Raw genomic sequence first — 22,963 nt, 5'->3', positions numbered from 1 at the left:
CGTACGGAGCGCTCAGCCGTGCAGGGCGGAGCGGCGCACCCGGCTCATGCCGGGGACCGGGAGCATGCCGAAGCGCTCGTAGTACGGCTGGAGCGGCGCCTCGCAGAGCAGGTCGACCGAGTAGAGGTGGTCGGTTCCCTCCAGGATCCGCCGCATCAGCTCGCTGCCGATGCCCCGGCCCTGGTATTCGGGCAGGACCTCCAGCCAGGGGATGTAGGCGGTCAGGACCCCGTCACTGATCATGTTGACGAAGCCGACGACGCGGTCCGTCCCGTCGTCGATCGCGACGACCGCGCGGTGGCTGCCGCGCAGGACCGCCAGGTGCTGCTCGGGGGAGGCCGGGCGGGGCCAGCCGACGAAGAAGCCCCGCAACCGGTCCGCGCTGAGTGTGCCGACGGCGTCGGTGTAGTGGATCACACCTGCATTCTGGCAATGCCCGGGGCGTTCCGGAGCGTCCGGAGGCTCCACGAGCGTCCCCGGGCGCTCCGGAGCGTCCCAGTGCGCCCGGAGGTTCCACGAGCGTCCCCGCGAGCCCGGCGGAAGGCGCCCACGGAGTCCGCGGTGCACGCCGTAGCCGCCGTACGGCGCGCACCGGCGCGGCTCACGCGCCGCCGAGGTCCTTGAAGGTCTCGGTGACCTGGCGGAGCAGCGGGCCGTGCTGGTCGCCCCGGGTCTCCAGGGTCCAGGTGAGGATCTGGTGGAAGTCCTGCGCGCCCTCCACGAACGTCACCCAGTAGACGATCTTGACGCCCTGGGTGGAGGCGTGCAGCTCGTACTGGCGGGCCGGGGCGCCGTTGACGAACAGCGACTGGGGCCGGCCGAGGACGGGGTTGTCCAGCTTCGTCTGCATCTGCTCGGTGATGAGCTTGGCGTAACCGTCGAGGTCGAAGTCGAAGTTCGCCTGGGCCTCGCTGATCACCATCAGGTACTGCTCGTTCCTCGTGTTGCCCTGCTGGACCGTGGCGCCGTCCAGCAGCTGCAGCCTGGTCCAGTCACGCGGAACGGTGATCTCGCTCTTGCCGTCGGTGGCCTTGACGAGCCGGCCGTCGGTGAGCGGAGCGGATGACTCCTGCGGGGCCGAGGTCTCCGCGGGCGCCGACGAGGTCTCCGTGGGCTCCGACGAGGGCTCGGTGGAGGCCGGGGCCGAGGAAGCGCCGGACGTCCGGTCCGAGGAGGCGGTCTTGCTGCCGGAGGAGTCGCCGATCAGGGCGAGCACCGCCACGAGGGCGACGACGACCACGGTGGCCGCCCCCGCGATCCACGGCCAGACGGGCTTGCGCTTGGGCGGCCCGGCCGGCGGGGGGTACCAGCCGCCGGGAGCCGTCTGCTGGCCCTGCGGGTTGTACGGCTGGCCGTACGGCGGCTGCTGGCCGTACGGCGGCTGGGGCTGGCCGTAGGGCGGCTGCTGCCCCTGACCGGCTCCGTAGGGCGGCTGCTGCTGGCCCTGGCCTCCTCCGTAGGGCGGCTGCTGGGGCTGGCCCTGCGCGCCGTACGAGGGCTGCTGCCAGGAACCGGCGGGGGGCTGCCCGGGCCCGGCGGGGGGCTGCTGGCCTTGGGGATCTTGGGGAGATGGTGGAGGCCACATGAGCGTCAGCGTTCCCTTTGTCAGTTTCTGGAGCTTCCTTTGAGGATAAGCGCCCGCTGGCATCGGGATGGTCGCGATAACGGCACAACCGGCCCGCCACCGCGGGCCGGGCCCGCCGGCGGCTCCGGGGAACCGCCGGCGGCGGCGTCTCAGCGGTACACGCGCGGGTCGGCCTGGAGCGGGCGCGCCAGCCGCACGGTGATGAACTCGTTGTCGTCGGGCCTGCCCGGGTTGCGGCCGGAGGAGAACGGGAAGTTGTTGTCGTCCAGGACGCCCAGGGTCCGGTCGTCGAGGATCACGACGTCCTCGATCGTCTGGAACGGGAACCGGAAGGTCTCCCCGAACCCGCCCAGGCGGCGCGGGTTCGCCAGGTCGAGCAGGTCGGCGACCAGGGTCTTGCCGAGGTCCTTCCTCCGCAGGTCGATCAGGTAGATCTTCTTGGTCTTCGCCGCGTCGCCCTGGAGGTTGTCGCGCTCGATGACCAGGAACCGGTTCCGGTCCACCGCGATCATGTCGCCGATCGCGTTGTCGGCGCCGTCCAGCGTGTAGGTCCAGCGCTTGCCGGTGTAGACCCGCCGGCGCAGGTCGAACTCGTTGATCCGCAGGGTCCCGGCCGGGTCGCCGGAGACGGTGCCCTCCAGCATCGGGTAGAGCCGGCGGCCGTCGACCGAGCGGGCCATGCCCTCGAAGCCCTTGCTCCGGCCGAGGGTGGGCTCGGCGCCCTCCAGGAACGGGTTCTCCGGCGCCTTCACGTCCGGCAGCGGGACCGGTGCCTCCAGCAGCCTGCCGGAGGGCGAGACGTGCAGCAGGAACGGGCCGAACTCGTCGCCGATCCAGTAGGTGCCGTCAAAGGCCCGCACGATCGACTCCACGTCGAAGTCGGCGCCCGTCAGCTTCCGGTCCGCGCGGGTCAGCGGCCAGGTCACGTGGCCGTCCGGGTCGCTCAGGTCGAACCCGCCCAGCACCCGGACCGTGCCCCGGCGGAAGTCCGGCTTGATCCGGTGCACGCGGAGCAGGAAGTCGGCGCTGTTGGCCTTGCCGCCGTAGCCGTTGTCGGACAGCACGTCGAAGGTGCCGTCGCCCCGGCGCACGATGCCGCTGAACCCCTGCACGGGCTGCCCGGCGAACGGCGGGGTGACGCCGTTGACCGGCTCCGTGCCGAGCTGGGAGCCGGACGGCTCGCTGCCCGGCACGAACGTCAGCGCGGGCAGTGAGGCGAAGCCGGTCAGCGTGGCCCGGCCGAAGTCCCCGTGACCCCCGTGACCGCCGTGACCGCGGGCCGCGGCGTCGGTGCCGGGGTCGGCCGTGGCCGGGGTGGTGAGGGCGAGGGAGAGCACGGCTGCGCCGACCGCGGTGGCAAGACGTCGTTTCATGGCGGGAACGCTAGGAGCCGGGGATGAAGCGCCGGACAACGCCGGATGTCCGTTCGCAAGCCGTACCCGAATGTCGTGCAACAGAACGGGACCCCGGTACGTCCCTGGTTCTGTGGAGTTCGCAGATTTCGTCGCCGCGCGGGGACGCGCGTTGTACCGGTACGGCTACGTCCTCACCGGCAACGCCGAGGACGCGGCCGACCTGACGCAGGAGGCGCTGATGCGTCTGGGGAAGGCGTGGTCCCGGGTTCGCAGGCGGGACGACCCGGAGGGGTACGTGCGCACGACGATGGCGCGCCTGCACATCAGCACCTGGCGGAGGCTGCGCCGGGAGCGTCTGGTCGCGCAGGTGCCCGAGACGGCCTACACCGACGGCGGTCTCGACGGCGACGAGGGCCTGTGGCACGAGGTGGGGGCTCTGCCGCCCAAGCAGCGGGCGGTCCTGGTCCTGCGCTACTACGAGGGCCTCCCGGACGAGGAGATCGCCGATCTGCTCGGCATCTCGCGGGGCACGGTGCGCAGCCAGGCCGCCCGCGCGCTCGACAAGCTCAGGGTGCGCAGGGCGGATCCGGGCGCGGCGCGGTCCCGGGCGGAGGATGCGGCCCAGGGCGCGGCCGGGGTGGATTCGGTGAACGGCATGGGGACGGGGCGGGTGCGATGAACGACAGGAACGAGGCGGACCTCGTCCGGGTTCTGGCCAGGGCGGCGGAGACGGCGCCCGAACCGGCGGCGGACCTGCTGGAGACGGTCCGGAGGCGCCGTGCGCGGCGCGTGCGCAGGAGCGTCCGGTCGGCTCTGGCGGTCGCCGCGGTGATCGCGGTCACCGCGGGCGGCGCGGCGGTGATGAGGGGGGCCCTCTCCGGCGGGGGCGGAGAGGGCCCGGTCCTCGGCGACGCCCCGGTGACGGCCGTTCCGGAGAGGACGGAGCGCTCCAGCCGCGCCCCCGAACCCGTCCGGGTGGGGATACGGCCGGCCGCGGAGGTCTGGCCGCAGGCGGTGTCGACGATCCCGGCCAAGGCGCCGGACGGCTGGAGCTACCGCCCGGTCACCGCGCTGAGCGCCACGGAGCTGCTGCTGACGGCCCTGCCGTCCTTCGAGAAAGCGGGCCGGCTGGAGGTCTACGACACCGCGAGCGGGAGTCGTACGGTGCTGACCGACATGCCCGGCCCGCCCGGGGTGAAGGGCTACTTCCCGCAGAGCGTGGAGGTCGGGGCCGAGAACATCGTGTGGTACGGCATGAGCCCCAACGACGGCGCCGGCTGGGCCGACTTCTGGGTCGTGCCCCGGTCGGGCGGTACGGCACGGCGGATCGGCGAGGTCACCGGCGCCCCGGCCGAGGTGGACGCCATCGGGGTCACCGCCGACTCCGTCGTCTGGTCGGTGCGCGCGGGCGGGGTCTACCGCATGCCGCTGGGCGGCGGGACCCCGGAGCGGATCGAGGGCACCGACGGGCTGCACCTGCTGTCCTGGCCGTGGGCCGCCGACGTCGGCGAACGGGACTTCCAGAAGACGCAGGGCAGGCTGGTCAACCTGGAGACGGGTCAGGTCACCGAGGTGAGGGCCCCGGAGGGGGCGACCACGTTCCGGTGCGGCCCGCAATGGTGCTTCGGCGGAGGGGACAGCGAGGCCGACAGGGCCGTCGTGGAGCGGGTGGACGGCTCGCGGCGCGGCGTCCTGCCCGGTCTGCACGCCCGGGGCGGGCACCTCCTGCTCGCCCGGGACGTCGGGCTCTTCGCCGTCTCCGGCGTGGTGGGCCGGGACGAGCGGGGGGAGGAGGTCGAGGACCCGGCCGCTCCGGTGGCCGCGCTGTACGACCCGGCCACCGGGGCCCTGGCCGGGATCGGGAATCGCGACGGGCGAGGGAACGGCGGCTACGGGCTGGGGGTCTCCTCCTCGCCCAGCGCGGTCGTCTACTGGGACGCGGGCATCAGGACCGTGGAGAGGTGCGAGACGGGGAGCGGCAAGGCGGTCCCGCGGCCCTCGGGCACGGCGGGGCGGACCGACGAGAGCGTCCTGTGCGGGGCGGTCGAACAGGGCGGAGGGAAGGAACTCACAGTCGTGAACCTTCTCGCGATCCCCGGAACCGAATAAAGTTCCAGACATGAGGATCTTCTCGAACATCCAGGAACTCAAGGCCGCCGTCGGCGAGCACCTCGGCCACACCGGGTGGCGGACCGTGACCCAGGAGCAGGTGGACCTGTTCGCCGACGCCACCGGTGACCACCAGTGGATCCACGTCGACACCGAGGCCGCGGCCAAGGGCCCGTTCGGCGGGACCATCGCCCACGGCTACCTGAGCCTGTCGCTGCTGCCGTCGTTCATGATGGAGCTGTTCCGGGTGGAGGGCCTGGCCATGGGCATCAACTACGGGCTCGACAAGGTCCGCTTCCCCACTCCGGTCCCGGTCGGCGCGCGGGTGCGGGGCGGGGCCGAGCTCGTCGACCTCAAGGGCACGCCCTCGGGCTACCTGTCGAAGATGAAGATGACGGTCGAGGTCGAGGGGCAGGCGAAGCCCGCCTGCGTCGCCGAGACGCTCTCCCTGTACGTGCCGGCGGGGAACGCCTGAGACTCCTCCCGGCGACCGGCGACCGGCGACCGGCGACCGGCGACCGGCGACCGGCGACCGGCGGTGGGCGGCGGTGGGCGGCCGGTGATCCGGCGGCCCGTCGGCGCAGGGGACGACGGTCCGTTTCAGGACTCCTCGGCGAGCTCCTGGGCGAGGATCGCGGCCTGGACGCGGCTGCGGAGACCCAGCTTGTTCAGCACCCGGCTGACGTGGGTCTTCGTGGTCGCCTCCGCCATGTCCAGCTCGCGGGCGATCTCCGCGTTCGACATCCCCCGCCCGATGCACGCCAGGACCTCCCGCTCGCGCGGCGTCAGGCCCGCCACCTCCCGGGCGTCGCGCCGCGGCACGGACGACCGGAACGCCGAGATCAGCCGCCGGGTGACCGCGGGCGAGATGAGGCCCTCGCCCCGGGCCACCACCCGGACGGCCTCGACCAGCGCGTCGGCGTCGGTGTTCTTCAGCAGGAACCCGGCCGCTCCGGCGCGCAGCGCCCCGAAGACGTACTCGTCCACGTCGAAGGTGGTCAGGATCAGCACGTCGGTGATCCCGCTCAGCTCGCGGGTGGCCGAGATCCCGTCCAGCCTCGGCATCCGGATGTCCATCAGCACCACGTCCGGCCGGGCCGCCAGCGCCATGGCCACCGCCTCTTCGCCGTCCGAGGCTTCGCCGACGACCTCGATGTCGTCGTGGCCGCCGAGGATCAGGGCGATCCCGGCGCGCACCGCCGCATGGTCGTCGGCGATCAGGACGCGGATGGTCACGACTCCTCCTCGGTGGGGAGCACGGCGGGATGCCGCACGGACGAGGTACCCGGCTCCTCGGTGGGCAGTACGGCGTGCACCCGCCAACCGGCGCCGGCGTGCGGCCCGGCGTCCACCCGGCCGCCGACGAGCGCGGCACGCTCCCCCATGCCGATGAGGCCCGCCCCCGCCCCGGGCAGGCCGGGCGCGGTCCCGTCGGCCGGGTTGTCCACGGTGAGCACGACCTCGCCGGGCCGGTAGGAGATCACGGCCTCGGCCGTCCTGCCGCCGTGCTTGAGGGCGTTGGTCAGAGCCTCCTGGAGGATCCGGTAACCGGCGAGGTCCACCGGGGCGGGCAGCTCCCGGGGTGCGCCGTCGACGCGGAGCCGTACCTCCAGGCCCGACTCGCGGGCCCGCTCCACCAGCCGGTCGGCCTCGGCCAGCCGGAGCCGGGTCGCCTCGACCTCCTCGCCCTCCTGCCGGAGCAGCCCGATCATGGAGCGCATCTCGGCCATCCCCTGGACGCTGTTCTCCCGGACGGACTCCAGCACCTGCCGCACGACCCGCCCCTCCAGGTCCTTGCGGGAGAGCACGGCCGTGGACTGGATGGCGATCGCGCTGAAGTGGTTGGCGATCACGTCGTGCAACTCCCGGGCCATCCGGGCCCGCTCGGCCTGCACGGCCGTCTTCCGGTCCAGTTCCGCCAGCCGCGCGACCTGCTCGGCCCGGAGCCGCTCGGCCGCCGCCTGGTCCTCGTGCTGCCTGATGATCATCGCGGTGCTGACGGGGGTGAACCCGACGAGACCGATCTGGATGAGCGCGACGGCGAAGAGCGCCAGATCCCGGGCGATGAACCCGGCCGCCGCCCCGCCGACGACGGCGATGACCGAGGTGATGACGAGCATCGGCCGGCCCAGCCGGCGCGGGCCGTACCGGACCGCCGCGTAGAGGTTGTCGGTGACGATCAGCACGGTACCCAGGGACGGGCCCACGGCCAGGTCCGCGGCGAACGCCGCCACCCCGAGCCCGAGCGCGAGCAGCGGGCGGATCCGCCGTACGGCGACGCCCGCGCAGGCGAGCAGGAGCGGCCCGGCGAGCAGGTGCGCGGGAACCCCGCGCTGCACGTAGGATCCGGCGGCGAGCAGGACCGCACCGACGGCGAAGCACAGCACGGCCGCCAGCGCGTCATCCCGTCTCATGGATCCCATCCCACCACCTCCGGGACGGTCGCTCCGCCGCCCCCCGGTACGGCCTGGCCGTACATCCAAGGATGTACGCGGGTTCGTCAGCGGTGACGATGCCGGGCACGGACCGGCCGGGTGATCCTGGAACCATGGTTCTGGCAGTGATCGTCGCCTGTGAGATCGGTTTCTGGGTCCTCCTCGCCCTCGGGCTGGCCGTGCGCTACCTGTGGGGCGGGAAGCGGCTGAGCACCGTCCTGCTCCTGGGCGTGCCGCTGCTCGACGTGGTCCTGCTGGTCACCGCCGTGATCGACATGCGGGGCGGGGCGCAGGCGAGCTGGCAGCACGGCCTGGCCGCCGCCTACCTCGCTTACTCCGTCGTCTTCGGCCACCGGACCCTGAAGTGGGCCGACGCGAAGTTCGCCCACAGGTTCGCCGGAGGTCCGCAGCCGTGGCGCCCCCCGGCGGGCGGCATGGCCCGGGCCCGCTACGAGTGGGGCCTGTGGATCAGGATCGTCCTCGCCTACGGCATCGCGTGCGCCGTGCTGTACGGCCTGATCCTGATGGTGGACGACCCCTCCCGGACGGCGGCCCTGACCGAGTTCATGGCCGGGGCGTCGAAGATCCCGCTCATCGCCCTGATCTGGCCGCTGAGCTACACGCTGTTCCCGAAGAAGGCCGGGCCCGAGGACTCCGCCCGCTCCGGCCGCTCCGGCCGGGAGCTCCGGGACGCCGACTCCCGGGTGTGACGCCGGGACCTCCCGGGTGCGATCCCCGGAGGACTCCGGATGTGATCCCAGGCCCGGAGTGTGATCTCAGGGGCCGTCGGATGTGATCGCAGAACGCCGGGCCCGCACGCGCTGCGGGTCCGGCGTCCTGTCCTTCTCTCCGTTCTCCTCCGGTCTCCACCGTGTGCGCGGCCTCCCGGTCCTCGTCGCCGCTCCGGTACGGGTGTCCACGGCTCAGTTCCCCCGGGCGTACGCCAGGATCGCGAAGACCAGACCGGCCAGGGAGATCAGCGCGGCGAGCGAGGGGAGCGGCCAGCGGCCCCTCTCCAGCGCCCGGATGCGCCCCTCGTGGTCGCTGACGTCCTCGATGACGGAAGCCACTTTCGCGTCGACGTGCTCGATCTTGGCCGTCTGCCGGTGGACCTTGCCGCCCACGGACTTGAGCTCGTCGTAGAGCTCGCGGACTCCGATCATCATCGGACCAAGGGGATCGGTTCGCATCGGGACTCCTTGGGGCAGGTTGGGACAGTTACAATGGATTATCTGTCGTTAGTTGTCTTGTGTTACCGGTTTTCTCTGTATTGTTTCCTTTGACCTGCCATTACCTGTCCTGTATGAAGAAGGTGTGTCATCCATGAGTGAGCGTGAGACGCCACGCGGGCGTCTGACGCGTCTGATGACCGAGCGGCGGGACGAGCTCGGGCTGTACTGGAACGACGTGGCCGAGCGGGCAGGGCTCACGAAGGAAGGGCTGCGGACGGTCAGGGCCGGGGTCGGCACGATGCGGCCGCCGACCAAGCGCGGCATCGAGACGGCGCTCCAGTGGGTGCGGGGCAGCGTGGACCGGGTCCTCGACGGCGGAGACCCCGTCCCCCTGGAGTCCGCGGGCACGGCTCCGTCTCCGGCCGGTCCGTCCGCGCTGGGATCCGCCGCGGCCGCTCCGGCCTCCGCGGCCGCCGGCACGGTGCGCGAGGCCGCCGGTGCGGGCGTCGACGCCGAGGCGCTCCGCGCGTACCTCGACATCTTCCGCGAGACCGGCCGCCGGACCGGGCGGACCCTCGGGGACATGCTCGTCGCGGGCGGATACGCCTCTCCTCAGGACCTCGCGCTCACCCTCCGCCGCCCCGACCCCGTGGTCGAGGAGCTCGAAGGCGACCCCGGACTGCCCGACGAGGTCAAGCAGCGGATCCTGGAGGGCTACCGCGCGCTGCGCCGGGAGATCGCCGAATCCCTGCGCAGACCGGACTGACCCGCTCGGCCGTGCGGATACGCCGTCCGGAGCGCGGTCGTGCTCCCGTCGCCTCGTGCGGAGCGGTGATCAATTATTGGCTCAAGCACCCTCATGGGGTCTGGTAGAGTTCTCTCTGTCGCCGGTCACCTCGGTGAGCGGGACGGCAAGCGGCCGTAGCTCAATGGATAGAGCATCTGACTACGGATCAGAAGGTTAGGGGTTCGAGTCCTCTCGGCCGCGCCACATGAAGGCCCAGATCATCAGCTGATGACCTGGGCTTTCTTGCGTTCCGGATCAGTCGCCGGTGTCCGGCTGTGTCCGGTCGTCGTCCGTTGACTCTGGTTGATCGTGCCGAATGCGTGCCGAAGTCCGGCGATGGTGAGGCTGTCTCTGGATCGATGATCATGATTCCGCCTCGCCCGAAGCTGCGGTTTGCGCAGCGAGTCGGCCGACTGAAGATCGGGGTTACCTGACGGCTGACATGCCCGTTTAGGCTGACCTCCGCTTCGCTTTCCCTGCGGGTGCGCTCTAGACCAGGGATGCGTTAAGATTACTTGGAAGCATGTGTAGGCGTCGCTGGTAGAGAGCTGACATCTCTCCACCAAACAACGCCTGCACAACAGACTCGGCCTACGATGGGGCCGATCCCGACTCTTTAAGCACCCCTACATTATCACATCCATTTAGCGCATGTACTTAGCGCCGAAGGATGGCGTTAGGGCAGCTCGTCAAGGGCTTCGGCTCGGGATCTGCTCCATCAGGGCCTGACCCAATGATGGAGGTAACCACCATGTTCGATCACCTAGCAGACGGCTCGGAGGTGCTGAGGGCGCTGCTTCTCACGATGCTCTCCTCCGATCAGCACCCCGTAGTCCCGATCGTGCTGTCCCTGGCACTCCTGTGGGCCGCGCTCCGCGCACTCCGCCTCCTGATCGCTCGCATCCGGCGGTACATCAGTACCCTTCGACCCGAGCAGAGCCGGATCGAACTCCAGTGGCGGCGCCTGGGGATCAACTTCGGGACCCCGCCCGTGTAATCCCTGCGGAGAAACAGCGAGCTGGCAGCGCCCCGTCTCGGCGGGACGCTGCCAACGCGGATCAAGAGAACGGGCCAGGGAGCAGAAAAGCCACAGGGCACTCGCCTAGGGGACTTCGGTGTTGCCCCTTGGCCCTCTCTTGCTTCCTGGTCCGAGTACCTCACTGATCCGGCGCATGGAGACCTCGTCCTGACCGACGAGACACTTGGCGTAGGTGCGCAAGAGCACTTCCACGCTGTTGCCCGCCCACTCGGCCACCTGCTTCGGTGAGACGCCCGCGTTGAGCCAGGTGGACAAGCACGCGTGCCGGAGGTCGTAGACACGCTTGGCCAGTGGTGAGGTGTACTCCTCCGGGCTGAAGGCGGTGCGGCGTGCCTTGTCCCAGACGCGTCGGATGGTGCTGGTGGCCAGCACGCCACCGTGCGCGCCGTAGAAGATCCGTCCGTTCGGACCGGCGCCGAAGGTCTTGAGGTGCTCGCCCAGGATGGTCACGAGTTCGGGAGCGCACGGGACCGGGCGGCTCTCACCCTCGGGACGATGCTTCAGGCCGCGGTCGTCGCGCTGCTCGCCGGTGTCGGTCCACTCCCTGCCCGCGTCCGGGGTGGCTCTGCTGAAGTACAGCTCACCCCAGACGCCCGGAGCGTCCGGCAGGGTCAGGTTCTTCTCACGGAGGTTGACGGCCTCCTCGGGACGCAGGCCGGCGAAGTAGATAACGGCGAAGAACGGCATGAGCAGGGGGCCGCTCGGCTTCTGCTCTTGTACGGCTTGCAGCAGGGCGCGAGCCTGGTCCGGGTTGACGACGGATCGCCGGTCCACTTGTGAGGTGGTCTTGGCCGCCTTCCACTTCAGGTCGGGGATGGGATTCCTGCTCAGGAGCTTCATCTCCACGGCGTAGGCCATGGCATTGGACAGGATGGTCCGGTGCTTGCGGGAGGTGCTCGCGGCGGCCCGCTTGCCGTCGAGCCGGGACGTGGCAGCGTTGAGCAGCGCTCGCGCGGTGGCGGGCGTCATGAGCGCGGAAACCGGCAGGCTGTTGCGCATCACCCACGCCAGGACATCGGCCGTCCGCTCTGGGCAGTCCTTGCGTTCCTTGGTGTTGAACCCCCACCGGCGGAGCGCGGTCCGGATCTCCTTGGCGCTGTAGGGACCTGCCGTGTCGTTCAACATCGCGGGCGTGGCCAGGGCCAGCGCGTAGGCGATGCCGGCACGGTGCTTGGCGGAGGCGTCCTTCCACTTCATGTCCACATATGCACAGGCGAAGTCGTACCAGTTCATTTCCTGGCGGTCCGCGCGGCTCCACGAGACCGGCTCTCCAGTGAGTAGGCTGAACGCCTCGCCCTTTCGGGTAGCGGTCTGAATCTCGCTGCGGAAGGCGTCCGCCTGGGCGGCCTTTCGGAACGGCCTTTTCCAGGGCTTGTCCCCGGTCTTCCACCTCACGGTGTAGGTGGTGACCCGCGCACCCTTGTAGATCTCCGTCTTGTAGACGCGCACGTTGTAGGTGATGTCCTTCATCAGGCGGCGTCCTCCAGGCTGGTCAGCCAGCGGTCGTAGTCGGTGCGGCGGATGCGCAGGTCACCGTTGGGCAGCTTCAGGCAGCGCGGGGCGCGGCCCTTGGCGCGCCAGTCGTAGAAGGTGGATCGGGAGATGCCGAGTTCGGCGCAGAACTCGGCGACGGTCAGGGGCTTTCCGGCGGCGGTGGCCATGGGTGGGCGTGTCCTTCCGGGTTCCGTGATCGGTGGCAGAACGGCTCCGGCGGCGGGGCGTGAAGACGTGGGTTTCGAGCGCGTGGGGCCGATTTCGAGGGGGGTAGCCGTCCCAGCCGTCCCAGGCTCGTTTCCGCAGGTCAAGCCCGGGACGGCTTTTTCGGTGGGACGGCTCAAGCCGTCCCAGGGATCGGAGCCGTCCCGCTCTGACCTGCACTGATGACGCTGGGACGGTTGGGACGGCTACCCCTGGCGAACGGCAGCACGTCACCCTCCGGAGGGGGCTCGACGGTCGGGCAGTAGCGCGCCCAGGCGTCGAGGAAATCGGCCCGCTGGTAGCCCTTGGCCTGGGTGCCGTCGGGGAAGCGGATGTTGGCCGATCGGATCTCGTACTCGCGCAGGATCGCGCCCAGCTTCATCGCGGTCAGGCCGGCCGGTCCGTAGCTCGCCCAGGGCGCTTCCGGATCGGCCTTGAGCCGCTCCAGCAGGACGGCGGTGGGAAGGGCGGTGTCGGGGCCGAAGGCGGTGCGGCAGTCGGCCAGCAGCCGCACGCGGGTGGAGGTCTCGCCGTTGTCGTCGGCTTCGGCGGTCAGAGCCAGGACGGCGGCGCGGGCGCGGTCGGGCCAGTGCCCGCCGGCGTGGTCGGCGACCGCCACGAGGGGTTCCCAGGTGTCGGCGGCACGATCTTCCACCGGCATGGCGGGTTCGGCCTGCTCCAGGGTGGCCAGGTCGGCGCGCAGCCACGCGGCGAGGTCGTCGGCGAGCCGGCGCAGCGGCGGCCGGTCGCGGCGGTGCCGGTAGGGGGCGACGCTCTCACCGGGGCCGCGGCGGCGCATCCGGACGACCACGGCGCGGTCTTCGATGGTGTCGGGCATGGCGCCGATCCCGGCGAGCGCGGCCATGGCGAAGGTGGGGATGGACTCCACGCGGTTGGCGTTGGCGTCGTAGCGCTTGGCGGGCCGGTTGCGCTGGTGGCCGGCGTTGAGCAGTCCGCGCAGGTCCTCGTTGCCGTCGGCCTTGGGGCCGAAGATGGTGTCGGCCTCGTCCACGAGCATGGTCGGCGGGTCCTCGGTGATGGAGCGGTAGACCGCGGCCGGGGTGGAGTTGACGGTGATGAACGGGTTGTGACAGCACGCCTCCACCACATCGAGCAGGCGGGACTTGCCGCAGCGCTTCTCGGGGGCGCGGATCACCAGCCGGGGGGCGTGCGCCCAGGCGGGTTGGGCGTGGGTGGCGGCGATCCACAGCGTGACGGCCCAGGCGGCTTCGGGGGTCGGCAGGATCACGTACCGGGTGAGGGCGGCCAGCAGGGCGTCCAGCAGGGCCGCGCCGCGTCCGGCGGACGTGGTGGGCGGGTTCATGGCATCGGCTCCCATGGGGGTGGTTGAGGCGGTCATGCGGCGACCGTCCGGGGACGGCGGGCGCCGTTCTTGAGCCCGGAGGCGATGGTGAGGCGGGTCTCGGCGGGGCTCAGCCCGATGGCGACCCCTCCCTGTCCAAGCAAGGTGGTGACCTCGCTCTCATCGAGCGCGCCACCGGCGACGAGTTGGCCCAGGGCGGTGGCGGCCAGGTACAGGGTGCGGTTGCGCTCCCCGACCGGTGCGGCGGTCAGGCGCTCCAGTTCGCCGGTGATCGCGGCCCGCAGGAACGCGCCGCGCCGGTCAGAGGGCAGGGCCAGGCGCACCGGCTGGGGCGCCGGTCGGGGCGGGGGGACAAGCAGCTTGGACAGGAAGGGGGGCAGCGGGGCGGGGGTGGGCGCGTGGATCACCTCGTAGGTTCCGGTGCCGTCCGGGCGGTCCACGAAGCTGCCCGGACCGAGCACGTAGCCGCCGTGCGCGCGGGTGTCGATCAGCCAGCCCAGCCCGTTGCCCTTGTCGCTTTCGGTGTTGCGCAGTTCCACCCCGTCCGGCGCGGCGAAGTACAGATGCAGGCCGCCCCGGCGGGTCCGCACGGTGAACGTCTCGAAGGGGAAGGGCTGGCTGGCGCGTTCGCAGATGACGGCCAGCACGTCCGCGCCGTCGTTGACGCCCGGCAGGTCCCAGGAGGGCGGTGGGCGAAGCCCTTCCTTCTCGTCGTGCTTGGGGGTGTCGAGGTCGATCACGACCAGGTTGGACGGGCCGCAGGCGATGCCGATGTTGTACGGCACCCGCGCCCACCACGCGCGGATGGTGGCGGGGTCGGTGGTGGCGTTGGCCTCCCAGTCGGTGAAGCCGCGGGCGGGGGGCTTGTCGGCGACGGCGACGGGGAAGACGTGCCAGCCGCGGGCGGCGGCGGCCAGCGCGTAGCGCAGCTGGTCAGGAGCATTCATGTGGGCTCTCCTTTCAGAACAGGGCCTCGGGGACGGGCACCACACGGGCGCGGGCCCGGCGGCGGGCGGTCAGCAGGCCGGCGTGGCAGGCGTCGCACAGAGTCGTGAAGTCCTCCGCTGGGAGGGTGGCGGCCCGTTCGGGTCGGGTGTCGGTGCGCGGCACGATGTGCAGGGGCCGCTGCAGGGTGTGGGCGACGATGCAGGTGCCGCCGGTGGAGGCGTGGGGGCGCTCGCAGGCGACGGCGGTGCCGGTGCGGCACTGGCAGACGCCGGCCGCGCGAGCGATGAGGTCGGCGTGGCGGTCGCCGGTCATGCCGCCCGCCTTGCCTCGGAGGTGAGGGCGACGGCGACGGCGTGGCCGATGTGCAGGGTGTAGGCGGGCGGGATCGCCTCGGCCAGCTCGCGTCGGTCGTCGGTCCAGTCGATGCCCATCGCGGCCTGCCACTCGGCGACCGAGCCTTTGCCGCCGCCGTCGCCGTAGACGGCGACCATGTCGCCGTCGTGGAAGCGGCCGTGGCGCCAGCCGCGGACCCGGTGCCCGGCATGGCTCGGGTGGGCAGGTTGGGGGACGCTCAGACCGTGCAGCTCGAACTGCCGGTGGCGGAACACGCGCAGGGGCGGGAACATGAGCCCGCACAGCAGCAGGTCGCGGCGCATGCGGGCGCGTCCAATCGGGTTTTCGATGATCCAGGGGCGGCCGGTGGACAGCAGGGCCGCGCGGGTGGCGGCCAGCAGGCTGCGATGGTCAGCCCGGCCCTGGTTGGTGCCGGCGGTCAGAGTGCAGTCGGCCTGACAGGGCGGGCAGGCGCCGATGACGTCGAAGGCGCGGCCGTGCTCGCGCACGAAGGCCAGCGCGTCGCCCTGGTGGAAGGTGAACGGGTAGTTGGGTTGGGGGGCGATGTCGACGCCGGTGACCTCGAACCCGGCCAGGTGGTAGCCCATGGCGGCGCCGCCGGCGCAGCAGAACAGGTCCAGCAGACGCAGGCCGTTGGGCTCACGCTCGGGGAGGAATGGGCGGGCGGTGGAGGGGGTGTTCATGCGGCGTCCCTTTCGGTCTCGGCGAGGAAGGCGGCGGCCAGGGCGGTCTCCAGGCACGCCTTGTGGGTGGGGCGACCCTCGTCGGTGTGGAAGTGCGCGGTCTTCCCGCACGACCAGCACGGGTCCGGGCGCGGCCCGGTGTAGGCCAGGCAGTTGGTGCAGGTGCTCGGGTGCCGGGGCGGGGAGCCGGGGCCGGTGGTGACGCGGATCGTGCAGCACAGCACGCAGCCGGTGCGGTGGTGCAGGACGGGCCGCTTGGTCCAGTCCAGGGCGATGCGGCCGTTGATGAGCCGGTAGCGCTTGCCCTGGTAGGTGACGACCGGCTCGCCGGCGGGCGGGGTCACCGGGTGCCGTCCCGGTGGATGCGGCGGAAGTGGGTGTAGAGCTGCCAGCCGATGCGGGGGCGCATCCCAGTGCCGGAGCAGGCGCGGCAGGTGCGGTTCTTGCCGCCCGGGGCGCATCGGCGGCAGGTGCCCCACGGGGAGATCAGGCACCGGAACAGGTAGCAGAGGGTGACGATCGGTAGGCAGAGTCCTAGCAGGGCGATGGCGGATGCCATGAGGGCCTCCAGGGCCGTTTTCGGGGTTTTCGCAGGTGGCGCTCTAGGCGCTAGGTCGCTGGTAGATCAGCGAATGGGGGTCTAGGCGGGCCTCTAGGTCTAGAGGGGTGAGCCTCTAGACCTAGAGGCGGAACCGGGGTCAGGAACCGGTGCCGGACCTCTTCTTGTCGTTACGCTCGGTGATGGCGTTCAAGATGTCGTCGCGGACGATGCCGATCCGGTTGGCGCCCTTACCGCCGCCGGGCGGGGTGCCCCACACCTGTCCCGTGCGGATGCCGTACGGCTTGAGGGCGTTGGTGAGTTGAGCCGTCTTGGCCGGTCCCTCCTGCTCCGCCCACGGCCCGTAGACGTCGGGCCGCAGTTCGGCAAGCCGGTCCACGACGATCTCGTTCCACACCTTGGCCTCACCCGCGACCAGCACCGCGGCGACGTCGGCCAGCAGGTCATACGCCGGGCCGGTGGCCTCAGGCTGGGCTCCGGCGGCGTGGCCGGACAGCCTGCCCGCCGCGGTGCGCAGGGCATGCGCCCGGTCGGCGATGAGCTGCGTCTGCGGGGTGTCGAGGTAGGCGGCCTTGACCACCTTGGGCATCGGGGTCGCGCCGACCAGATAGCCGGTCCCGGCGTCCCCGCCCTTGCTCGGCGGACCAGGCACGAACAGCGTGGCGCGGATGCCGTTCTGGTAGGCCGACGTGCCCAGGATCATGTCGTTCTCGACCTGGCCGGCCACCCGCAGGCAGAACCGGATGGACACGTTCGCGCTGACGCCGGTGGGCAGGCTCTTCTTGTCCGGCCGCTGGGTGGCCAGGATCAGCACCACGCCCAGGGCACGGCCCAGCTTGATGACGAACTCGGCGTCCTCCCCGGCCTTGGCGCCGTACTCCTCATGCGCGAACAGGTTCTGACACTCGTCGATGATGCACACCAGCGGGTGCAGTCCCAGCGAGCGCCGGTCGGCGATGGCGCGGGTCACCTTGCGGTCCGGGCACAGGTCCGGCGGCAGGCTCTTGAGCACCCCGGCGCGGCGCATGACCTCCGTGCGCAGCAGCGCCAGGGAGGTGGCGGCATAACCGATGGCCTCGTCTTCGATGCCGGAGACGTAGCGGTGGCAGACCTTCTCGTACGGGTCCAGGTCGCCGCTGCCCTTCAGCTCGTGGAACCACGGCTCGGTCGTGACGTCGAGCACCACGCCGGCGGCCAGCTCCCGCACGGAGGCGGTCTTGCCCTGGCCGGGCTGGGAGCCGATCAGCACGTTGTTCTCGATGAGCGGCACCGTGATCAGGCGGCCCCGCGGGTCGTTGCCGAACGGGATGCCCTTGAACACGTCGTGCCCGCCGGCCTTGAGCAGGGGTGATTTGACGATGGTCTTGGACAGGTCCTTGTCGCCCACCCACAGGATCAGGCGCCCCTCGTGGACGGAGGAGTCCCCTTCGGGCCAGATGCAGCCCAGCGGGCGGCGCAGCGCTCCGGACAGTTCCTTGCGCTTGTCCATGACGTCGGTGACGGTCACGCCGTAGGGCAGGTCCACGTCCGCGCGCCAGCCGGGACCCTCGCGGGTGATGGGGGCGACGAAGTTGATGTCGGCCTTGGCGTTGAGCCCGGACACCCCGAGCACGGTCAGCGCGCGCACCACGATGTCGCTGGTGAGCTTCTCCACGCGGGTCGGCAGCACCGCGCGGTCGATCAGCGGCCGGTCCGCCGGGCGCCCGATGACCCCCAGGACGGCCACCGCGACGGCCAGGGCCGACCATTGGGCGGCGGTGGGTGCGGAGGCGACGATGAGGGCGGCGATCAGCAGCGTGACCAGCGCGGCCCCCGACACCCACACCCGCAGCCGCACCCGCGAATCGCGCTGCCGTGACAGCTTCAGGTACGCCTCCGGGTCGGCCTTCTGCACGGCGCTCAGCCGTACCGGCTCGCCCTCCAGGTCGAACGTCCACTTGACCATGCCGGCGATGAGCCGGGCCAGACCGCGCGGGGCGCGCATGCCCAGCCGGGTGGCGTACAGCGGGGTGCGGGCGAGCTGGTAGCCGGTCACGTAGGCGGCGTACTTGCCCGCCCACTTCAGGGTCTCGATCGCCTCGGTGCGCGAGCGCAGCCACAGCGGGACGATCGGGCGGCGGGTGCGGTTCTTCTCCTCCAGTTCGGCGCGCCAATCGCGGTCGGCGTCGCCGGGCTGGTCGACTCGGAGGACCTCGCCCTCCAGGACCGGCCCGTCCGCCGGAGCGGTCGAACCGGCGTACGGCGTGAACGGGGCGGAGACGGTGGGGTCGCGGTTGATGTCGAGGGGGTAGCGCTCACCGTCGGGCAGGTCCAGGGTCGGGCCGGTCGGGCGGCGGTCGCGGGCGGTGGTGATGGGCACCACGTCGGCGCCGGGGCCGTCGTCTTGCGGTCCGACCGGCGGGCGGACGGGCAGAACGGTCAGGTCGGCGGGCGGGATCGGGTGGTGGCCGTTGGTCTCGGTCGGGCGGTCGGTCATGATGAGGTCACCTCGTGTGCGTTGCAGCGGGCGGGGTTGCGGGGCGCGGCCACTGTTCTTGGCGGAGTGGGGGCCGCGTCCCGTACGGGACGGATCGGGGACGGGGAGCGGTGGTCGGGAGCGGGCATCACGCCTGCCCTTCGGCCAGGGCGTCGCGCACGGCGCGGGCGCTGTCCATGCCGCAGCGCAAGGCCCGCTGGATCTGGGTCGCGGACGGGTTGGCCGGCAGGTCTCCGGAGGCGATCAGTCTGCGTACCTGACCCACCCGCACGGCGATGCCGAGCGCCCTGCCGACGCCACCGGACTCGACCTCCGCCGGGTCCGGCCGGGCGGTGTTTTCCCTATACGTAGGGCCAGTAGGGGCACCGGTAGGGGAAGGCGCCGGAAGCGCTCCGAGGATCGCCCACAGGGTCGGCAGAAGCCAGATCGCGGTCACCGCGCCGAGCGGCCCGAGCGAGTGGACGATCAGCGGCAGCAGGTCGAACCCGCTCCACTGGAGCGCGGGCCAGCAGTTGAGCACGAGCGTGAGCCCGAGCAGCAGCGCTTCGGCCTTGAGGAGCTTGCGGCCTTCCGGACTCTTGCGATCGACCGGCCGGCCGCGCATCGCGGCGTACGCCTGCACGGCCACGGCCGCCAGGAGCGGCAGCGACAGGATCGGCTCCACACCGAACGCGGCCCACCAGCCGAAGGCGTCCGCCTCCTTGTCGAGGTCGAGGCCCTTGACGACGGACGCCTGGACGCCGATCGAGGACACGCCCAGGGCGATGACGGCCGCGGACATCGCCATGACCGTGGTGATCCGGCGCACCCGGGCGTCGGTCCACGCCAGCGCGGTCGGGTCCTGGCTCAGGGCGTACAGCCGGGCGGCCTCGGCGACCCGGGCGCGGCGCTTGCGGACCTTGGGGGTGTCCACCATCAGCGGCGCGTCGTCGGTCTGGAGTTCGACCAGGCGGTGGGCTTCGGCGACCCGGGCGCGCAGCTCGCGGACCCGCCGGGTCTCGCCCTCCTCCTCCGCCGGCGCGCCGGTCTCGGGGAGAACGGGCGCGGGGACGGGGCTGGTGGGGGCGGCGGCGCTCAGGTGCGCCTCCAGCGCGGCCAGGCCACGCGCGACGTCGTCCGGGGTCGGTTCGGGGGTGGGGGTGGTCAGGCTCATCGGGCACCTCCGGTTCGAGGGATGGAAGCGATGCGGCGGATGCGGGCGGGGGTGGTCGGGTGGCTGCCGATCAGCCAGCCGCCGCGGCCGTACCAGCGGGGCTCACCGGGCAGGTCGGCGGTGAGCATGACCGCGACGATCGGCCGGCCGGGCAGTCCGGCGGCGTCCAGCAGCCGGGCGGCGTGGGCGTCGGCGGCGTACTCGGCGCGGCGCTGCCACCAGGCCGAGGTCAGGCGGAGCACGGCGGCGACGGCGGCCAGGATCACCACCAGGGCCAGCGGCAGGCGCGCCGGCCAGGCCAGCACGGCGGCGACGGCCGCCGCGGTGGTCAGCCGGTCCAGCACGGGCACAACCGGGTCGGTGGTGTGGCCGAGCGCGTGATGGGCGATCTCGTGGGCGAGGGCACCCTGAAGCGCGGCGGCGCGGGCGTCGAACAGGGCGGCGCCGATGCCGACCACCGGGGCCGGTGCGCACTGCATCCCGGCGCAGGCGTTGTCACCCAGCTCGGGGCTGATGTAGACGAGCATGCCGGGCAGGCGGGCGGCGGTGCGCATCGTGTCGGCGAGCGTGGCCAGACCGGCCAGGGCGATGGGGGGCACGGGGGTCATGCGGCCCTCCTCACGGGGGCGGTGGTCTCGGTGGGCAGGTCGGCGGCGTAGACGGCGCGCCCGCACGGGGTGCAGTGGAACAGCACCGGTCCGCCGTCCAGGCGGGTGCGGCAGCGCGGGCACGCCGTGGCGGGGCCGCAGTGATCGCGGACGGGCGTCGCGCGCTTCACAGCGAGATCCGGTTGGTCCGGCCGCACCGGCGGCAGTCGGCGAGGGTGTCGTCCTGGGACGGCGACAGGGGGTCGGTGCTGGTCTGCTGGCAGTAGCCGCACACCCACTCGCCCAGGTCGCCGACCTTGCGCCAGGAGCTGGCGCAGTAGATGTCGTAGCCCTCGATGGCGGACTTCCAGGACTTGCGGTGGGCGGGGACGTCGTCGTTGTCGCGGCGCTTGAAGAAGCTCATGTCGGGGGTCTCCTCGGGTCGGTCAGGCGGTGATGATGAGGGCGGAGGCGAACAGGAACAGGTGGTGGAAGGACTGGTCGAGGGCGTAGGCGCCGGTGCCCAGGTGCGGGGCGTCGTCGTGGCCGGGGCGCGGGCTGCCCAGGCGGTAGAAGTCGCCCTTGCCGATTCGCTCGGCCAGCGCGGCGAGGGTGGTCCGCCGGTCGGCCCAGTAGTGCGAGAGCGCGTCCACCGCGAGCCCGAAGGCCAGCGGCAGCGCAGAGAAGGTCAGGCCGGTGGCCAGGGCGAGGGCGGCCAGCGCGGCGGCCTTGGTGGCGGTCAGGGTGGCCACATGCCGCAGGCAGGCCAACCGCCCGGCGGCGGTGGGGGCGCCCTTGGCGCACGCCTGGTGGTGGGTCTGCACCCAGTGGTCGCCCACGGAGTGGGCGGCGAACAGGGCCGCGAAGGTCGCGGCGAAGGCGGCCAGGTCGGCGGTCGGGGTCATGGGGATCACCTCGGGATCAGCAGGAGACGGAGCGGGCCAGGCGGCGGCAGGTCCGGCAGGCGCGGACACAGCGGGCGCCGTGGACGGGGCAGCTTTGGAAGGTGCGGCCGGCGGTGGTGCCGCAGCGGCGGCAGCCGAGGGCGTTGCACGAGCGGGAGCCGCAGTCGAAGCAGCGGAAGCGGGCCATCAGCGGCCACCTCCGCACGGGGTGCGGTCGGCCACCGTGCGGCAGGTGCCGCAGGCGGGGTCGTAGCTCGCGGAGTGGTGCGGGCAGCGCGGTAGGTCCTCGCCGCGGTGGCGGCCCTGGCAGAGCGGGCACTGGTAGCGGCTCACGCGGCGTCCTTCCCACTGCGAGCGGCGGGGCGGAGAGACAGGGCGCGGATCTCGGAGGCGGTCCGGCCGGCCCACACGCCCTCGGCGGGGCGGATGGCCAGGGCGTAGGCCAGGCACGCAGCACGCGCCGGGCACCCGGAGCAGATGGCCATGGCCTCCGCCTCCCGGGCCATCCGGTCGGGCTCGGGCTCCTCGGTGAAGGCGTCGGGACCGGTGAACAGGTCCGCGTCGGTGCTCTGGCACGCCGGGGCCGCGTCGATCAGCGCGTTGCGCAGGTCGGTGATCTCGCCCGTCCCGAGCCGGGCCAGGTGGTAGCGCTCGGGACGGACCGGGTTTCCGCTGGGGGTGGGGAGGAGAGTGACGGTCCGCAGAGGGCGGGTCATGGTGGGTGTGCTCCTTGTCGGAGTCGGGGAGCGGCCCGGGGGCCGCTCCGGTCAGGGATGGTCAGCCGAGAGCACCGGCGAAGGCGGCCAGCGCGTCGGCCACCGTCATCAGGCCGTTGAAAGCGGCCGTCGCGACGTCCGCGGCCTTGGCCGGGTCGCGGACGATGAAGAACAGCGCCACGACCGTGAGCAGGAACGGGACGAAACGGTGGGTCTTCGGGGTGGGGAGCATCGCAGTGCCCTTCCGGTCGGAACCTGCTGTACAGGTTCTAAGAGATATGGAACATGTACAGGCCACGAGGAGTCAAGGCTTGGGGCTTGGCTTCTCTGGGATTCCGCCGTGCGGGGCCTTGGTCTCTGTGACTGATTCCAGAGAACCGCAGGGCAAGGGGCTGAGGGCAGCGTGATCGCGGGGGTGCTCAGTTGCTCAGGGGGTGATTTTCGGGGGTGATTTATCCCCTGAGCTGGACGAACAAGATCTATGGATTCTGGCGAAGAACTGGTCGAGCGGCCTTGACGAGGGTCATCCTGACCTTGACCGCATGATCGGAGGTGAGGATGTCCCGGATGCCTAACCTCGTGCTGGCCGAAGCCATGCGCCGGGCTGACTGCTCGAACAAGGGGCTCGCGTCAAGGGTCCAGCTCGTTGCGCAGGAGGAGGGAGTGACCCTCCGGTGTACGCATGTGGACGTCAAACGCTGGCTTGAGGGAGTCCAGCCGCGGCCGGCGACGGCGAAGTTCATAGCGGAAGCGCTCAGCAGGAAAGCCGGTGTGAGGTTCTCCCTGGAGGACATCGGCATGGGCGGGGTACTCACACCGACGACCCTGGAGCGGGGGCTTGAGTACGCCGATGCCGTGCCCGAGGTCGGTTCCCGGCTGCTCGGGCTCACCCGCAGGGACCTGGTGGACGATCCGCTTGCCGTAGAGGCTGCCGTGGTGCCCTCTGCGTGGACACAGCCACTTCTGACGTGGCTGCTGTCGAGACCCGAACCGCTGCCGGCGGGGAACGGCATGCAGGTCAATGAGCGTTTTTCATCCTGAGTAGCGGTCCTCTTCGATGAGCTGCAGGACGACGATG

The 22,963-nt window shown here is 71.7% G+C and carries 31 protein-coding genes and 1 tRNA gene; 8 read left to right on the top strand and 24 right to left on the bottom strand.

Annotation, left to right across the window (positions count from 1 at the left end):
• Positions 1-12: 12 nt before the first annotated feature.
• The 3 genes from ABD823_RS28100 to ABD823_RS28090 form a co-directional block, all read right to left on the bottom strand.
• The gene (locus tag ABD823_RS28100; RefSeq protein ID WP_344864797.1) at positions 13-417 is read right to left on the bottom strand and encodes a GNAT family N-acetyltransferase; all 405 of its coding nucleotides are present in this window, start codon (positions 415-417) and stop codon (positions 13-15) included.
• Between the two features lie 184 nt (positions 418-601).
• Positions 602-1,585 (bottom strand): hypothetical protein, encoded by a 984-nt coding sequence (locus ABD823_RS28095; RefSeq protein WP_344864795.1) that lies wholly within the window; start codon positions 1,583-1,585, stop codon positions 602-604.
• A 149-nt stretch (positions 1,586-1,734) separates the two neighbouring features.
• Entirely contained in the window at positions 1,735-2,958 is a 1,224-nt protein-coding gene (locus ABD823_RS28090; RefSeq protein WP_344864793.1) for an esterase-like activity of phytase family protein, read from the bottom strand.
• A 112-nt stretch (positions 2,959-3,070) separates the two neighbouring features.
• Between ABD823_RS28090 and ABD823_RS28085 the strand changes: the two genes are divergently transcribed.
• The 3 genes from ABD823_RS28085 to ABD823_RS28075 are packed head-to-tail and all read left to right on the top strand — an operon-like array spanning position 3,071 to position 5,524.
• Positions 3,071-3,619 carry a SigE family RNA polymerase sigma factor gene (locus ABD823_RS28085; protein WP_344864791.1) on the top strand — a complete coding sequence of 183 codons (549 nt, stop codon included), beginning with the start codon at positions 3,071-3,073 and terminating at the stop codon, positions 3,617-3,619.
• Complete coding sequence (locus ABD823_RS28080; protein WP_344864789.1) at positions 3,616-5,049, top strand: TolB-like translocation protein; 1,434 nt, start codon at positions 3,616-3,618, stop codon at positions 5,047-5,049. Before ABD823_RS28085 ends, ABD823_RS28080 begins: the two co-directional genes overlap by 4 nt.
• 10 nt (positions 5,050-5,059) lie before the next feature.
• Positions 5,060-5,524, top strand: a complete 465-nt coding sequence (locus ABD823_RS28075) for a MaoC family dehydratase (RefSeq protein ID WP_344864787.1) — start codon at positions 5,060-5,062, stop codon at positions 5,522-5,524.
• A 125-nt stretch (positions 5,525-5,649) separates the two neighbouring features.
• Here ABD823_RS28075 and ABD823_RS28070 read toward each other — a convergent pair whose 3' ends face one another.
• Together ABD823_RS28070 and ABD823_RS28065 are read right to left on the bottom strand one after the other, a co-directional pair.
• Positions 5,650-6,285 (bottom strand): response regulator, encoded by a 636-nt coding sequence (locus ABD823_RS28070; protein WP_344864785.1) that lies wholly within the window; start codon positions 6,283-6,285, stop codon positions 5,650-5,652.
• The gene (locus ABD823_RS28065) at positions 6,282-7,463 is read right to left on the bottom strand and encodes a sensor histidine kinase (protein WP_344864783.1); all 1,182 of its coding nucleotides are present in this window, start codon (positions 7,461-7,463) and stop codon (positions 6,282-6,284) included. Before ABD823_RS28065 ends, ABD823_RS28070 begins: the two co-directional genes overlap by 4 nt.
• A 134-nt stretch (positions 7,464-7,597) precedes the next feature.
• Between ABD823_RS28065 and ABD823_RS28060 the strand changes: the two genes are divergently transcribed.
• A complete protein-coding gene (locus ABD823_RS28060) occupies positions 7,598-8,194 on the top strand; it encodes a hypothetical protein (RefSeq protein ID WP_344864781.1) in 597 nt (198 codons plus the stop codon).
• 213 nt (positions 8,195-8,407) lie between these two features.
• Here the strand turns inward: ABD823_RS28060 and ABD823_RS28055 are convergent, their stop codons facing one another.
• Positions 8,408-8,674 (bottom strand): hypothetical protein, encoded by a 267-nt coding sequence (locus tag ABD823_RS28055; protein ID WP_344864779.1) that lies wholly within the window; start codon positions 8,672-8,674, stop codon positions 8,408-8,410.
• Between the two features lie 133 nt (positions 8,675-8,807).
• Here ABD823_RS28055 and ABD823_RS28050 point away from each other — a divergent pair, with 133 nt between their 5' ends.
• The 3 genes from ABD823_RS28050 to ABD823_RS28040 all read left to right on the top strand — a co-directional run bounded on the left by ABD823_RS28050 (position 8,808) and on the right by ABD823_RS28040 (position 10,440).
• A complete protein-coding gene (locus ABD823_RS28050; protein WP_344864777.1) occupies positions 8,808-9,422 on the top strand; it encodes a hypothetical protein in 615 nt (204 codons plus the stop codon).
• A gap of 149 nt (positions 9,423-9,571) precedes the next feature.
• Positions 9,572-9,647, top strand: a tRNA-Arg gene (locus tag ABD823_RS28045).
• A 547-nt stretch (positions 9,648-10,194) separates the two neighbouring features.
• Positions 10,195-10,440, top strand: coding sequence for a hypothetical protein (locus tag ABD823_RS28040; protein WP_344864775.1), 246 nt, complete (start codon positions 10,195-10,197; stop codon positions 10,438-10,440).
• Between the two features lie 105 nt (positions 10,441-10,545).
• Here the strand turns inward: ABD823_RS28040 and ABD823_RS28035 are convergent, their stop codons facing one another.
• From ABD823_RS28035 to ABD823_RS27950, 18 genes are all read right to left on the bottom strand, one after another.
• Positions 10,546-11,952 (bottom strand): tyrosine-type recombinase/integrase, encoded by a 1,407-nt coding sequence (locus tag ABD823_RS28035; RefSeq protein WP_344864774.1) that lies wholly within the window; start codon positions 11,950-11,952, stop codon positions 10,546-10,548.
• The gene (locus tag ABD823_RS28030) at positions 11,952-12,143 is read right to left on the bottom strand and encodes a helix-turn-helix transcriptional regulator (protein WP_344864773.1); all 192 of its coding nucleotides are present in this window, start codon (positions 12,141-12,143) and stop codon (positions 11,952-11,954) included. Before ABD823_RS28030 ends, ABD823_RS28035 begins: the two co-directional genes overlap by 1 nt.
• A gap of 173 nt (positions 12,144-12,316) precedes the next feature.
• The gene (locus ABD823_RS28025) at positions 12,317-13,540 is read right to left on the bottom strand and encodes a DUF3631 domain-containing protein (protein ID WP_344864772.1); all 1,224 of its coding nucleotides are present in this window, start codon (positions 13,538-13,540) and stop codon (positions 12,317-12,319) included.
• Positions 13,537-14,451: a bifunctional DNA primase/polymerase gene (locus ABD823_RS28020; RefSeq protein ID WP_344864771.1), complete on the bottom strand. Its 915-nt coding sequence runs from the start codon at positions 14,449-14,451 to the stop codon at positions 13,537-13,539. Before ABD823_RS28020 ends, ABD823_RS28025 begins: the two co-directional genes overlap by 4 nt.
• Before the next feature lie 13 nt (positions 14,452-14,464).
• Positions 14,465-14,764, bottom strand: a complete 300-nt coding sequence (locus ABD823_RS28015) for a hypothetical protein (RefSeq protein ID WP_344864770.1) — start codon at positions 14,762-14,764, stop codon at positions 14,465-14,467.
• A complete protein-coding gene (locus tag ABD823_RS28010) occupies positions 14,761-15,489 on the bottom strand; it encodes a DNA cytosine methyltransferase (RefSeq protein ID WP_344864769.1) in 729 nt (242 codons plus the stop codon). Before ABD823_RS28010 ends, ABD823_RS28015 begins: the two co-directional genes overlap by 4 nt.
• Positions 15,486-15,833, bottom strand: coding sequence for a hypothetical protein (locus ABD823_RS28005; RefSeq protein WP_344864768.1), 348 nt, complete (start codon positions 15,831-15,833; stop codon positions 15,486-15,488). The genes ABD823_RS28010 and ABD823_RS28005 overlap by 4 nt, the downstream gene beginning before the upstream one ends.
• Positions 15,830-16,048, bottom strand: coding sequence for a hypothetical protein (locus ABD823_RS28000; RefSeq protein WP_344864766.1), 219 nt, complete (start codon positions 16,046-16,048; stop codon positions 15,830-15,832). Before ABD823_RS28000 ends, ABD823_RS28005 begins: the two co-directional genes overlap by 4 nt.
• Positions 16,049-16,187: 139 nt before the next feature.
• Positions 16,188-18,524 carry a cell division protein FtsK gene (locus ABD823_RS27995; protein ID WP_344864764.1) on the bottom strand — a complete coding sequence of 779 codons (2,337 nt, stop codon included), beginning with the start codon at positions 18,522-18,524 and terminating at the stop codon, positions 16,188-16,190.
• A 127-nt stretch (positions 18,525-18,651) separates the two neighbouring features.
• Positions 18,652-19,677: a hypothetical protein gene (locus tag ABD823_RS27990; RefSeq protein ID WP_344864762.1), complete on the bottom strand. Its 1,026-nt coding sequence runs from the start codon at positions 19,675-19,677 to the stop codon at positions 18,652-18,654.
• Positions 19,674-20,285, bottom strand: a complete 612-nt coding sequence (locus tag ABD823_RS27985; protein WP_344864760.1) for a M48 family metalloprotease — start codon at positions 20,283-20,285, stop codon at positions 19,674-19,676. The genes ABD823_RS27990 and ABD823_RS27985 overlap by 4 nt, the downstream gene beginning before the upstream one ends.
• Positions 20,282-20,455: a hypothetical protein gene (locus tag ABD823_RS27980; protein WP_344864758.1), complete on the bottom strand. Its 174-nt coding sequence runs from the start codon at positions 20,453-20,455 to the stop codon at positions 20,282-20,284. Before ABD823_RS27980 ends, ABD823_RS27985 begins: the two co-directional genes overlap by 4 nt.
• Entirely contained in the window at positions 20,452-20,688 is a 237-nt protein-coding gene (locus tag ABD823_RS27975) for a hypothetical protein (protein ID WP_344864756.1), read from the bottom strand. Before ABD823_RS27975 ends, ABD823_RS27980 begins: the two co-directional genes overlap by 4 nt.
• Before the next feature lie 22 nt (positions 20,689-20,710).
• Positions 20,711-21,169 carry a transcriptional regulator gene (locus ABD823_RS27970; RefSeq protein ID WP_344864754.1) on the bottom strand — a complete coding sequence of 153 codons (459 nt, stop codon included), beginning with the start codon at positions 21,167-21,169 and terminating at the stop codon, positions 20,711-20,713.
• Between the two features lie 16 nt (positions 21,170-21,185).
• Positions 21,186-21,356: a hypothetical protein gene (locus tag ABD823_RS27965; protein ID WP_344864752.1), complete on the bottom strand. Its 171-nt coding sequence runs from the start codon at positions 21,354-21,356 to the stop codon at positions 21,186-21,188.
• Positions 21,356-21,502, bottom strand: a complete 147-nt coding sequence (locus ABD823_RS27960; protein ID WP_344864750.1) for a hypothetical protein — start codon at positions 21,500-21,502, stop codon at positions 21,356-21,358. The genes ABD823_RS27965 and ABD823_RS27960 overlap by 1 nt, the downstream gene beginning before the upstream one ends.
• Positions 21,499-21,885 (bottom strand): WhiB family transcriptional regulator, encoded by a 387-nt coding sequence (locus ABD823_RS27955; RefSeq protein ID WP_344864748.1) that lies wholly within the window; start codon positions 21,883-21,885, stop codon positions 21,499-21,501. Before ABD823_RS27955 ends, ABD823_RS27960 begins: the two co-directional genes overlap by 4 nt.
• Positions 21,886-21,946: 61 nt before the next feature.
• Positions 21,947-22,117, bottom strand: coding sequence for a hypothetical protein (locus ABD823_RS27950; RefSeq protein WP_344864746.1), 171 nt, complete (start codon positions 22,115-22,117; stop codon positions 21,947-21,949).
• 335 nt (positions 22,118-22,452) lie between these two features.
• Between ABD823_RS27950 and ABD823_RS27945 the strand changes: the two genes are divergently transcribed.
• Positions 22,453-22,926: a hypothetical protein gene (locus ABD823_RS27945; RefSeq protein ID WP_344864744.1), complete on the top strand. Its 474-nt coding sequence runs from the start codon at positions 22,453-22,455 to the stop codon at positions 22,924-22,926.
• Positions 22,927-22,963: the final 37 nt, after the last annotated feature.

The organism is Planomonospora alba (assembly GCF_039534085.1).
GTDB classification, from domain to species: domain Bacteria; phylum Actinomycetota; class Actinomycetes; order Streptosporangiales; family Streptosporangiaceae; genus Planomonospora_B; species Planomonospora_B alba.
Note: the sequence above shows the minus strand (reverse complement) of the source record. Positions and strands in the feature narration are given on the sequence as shown.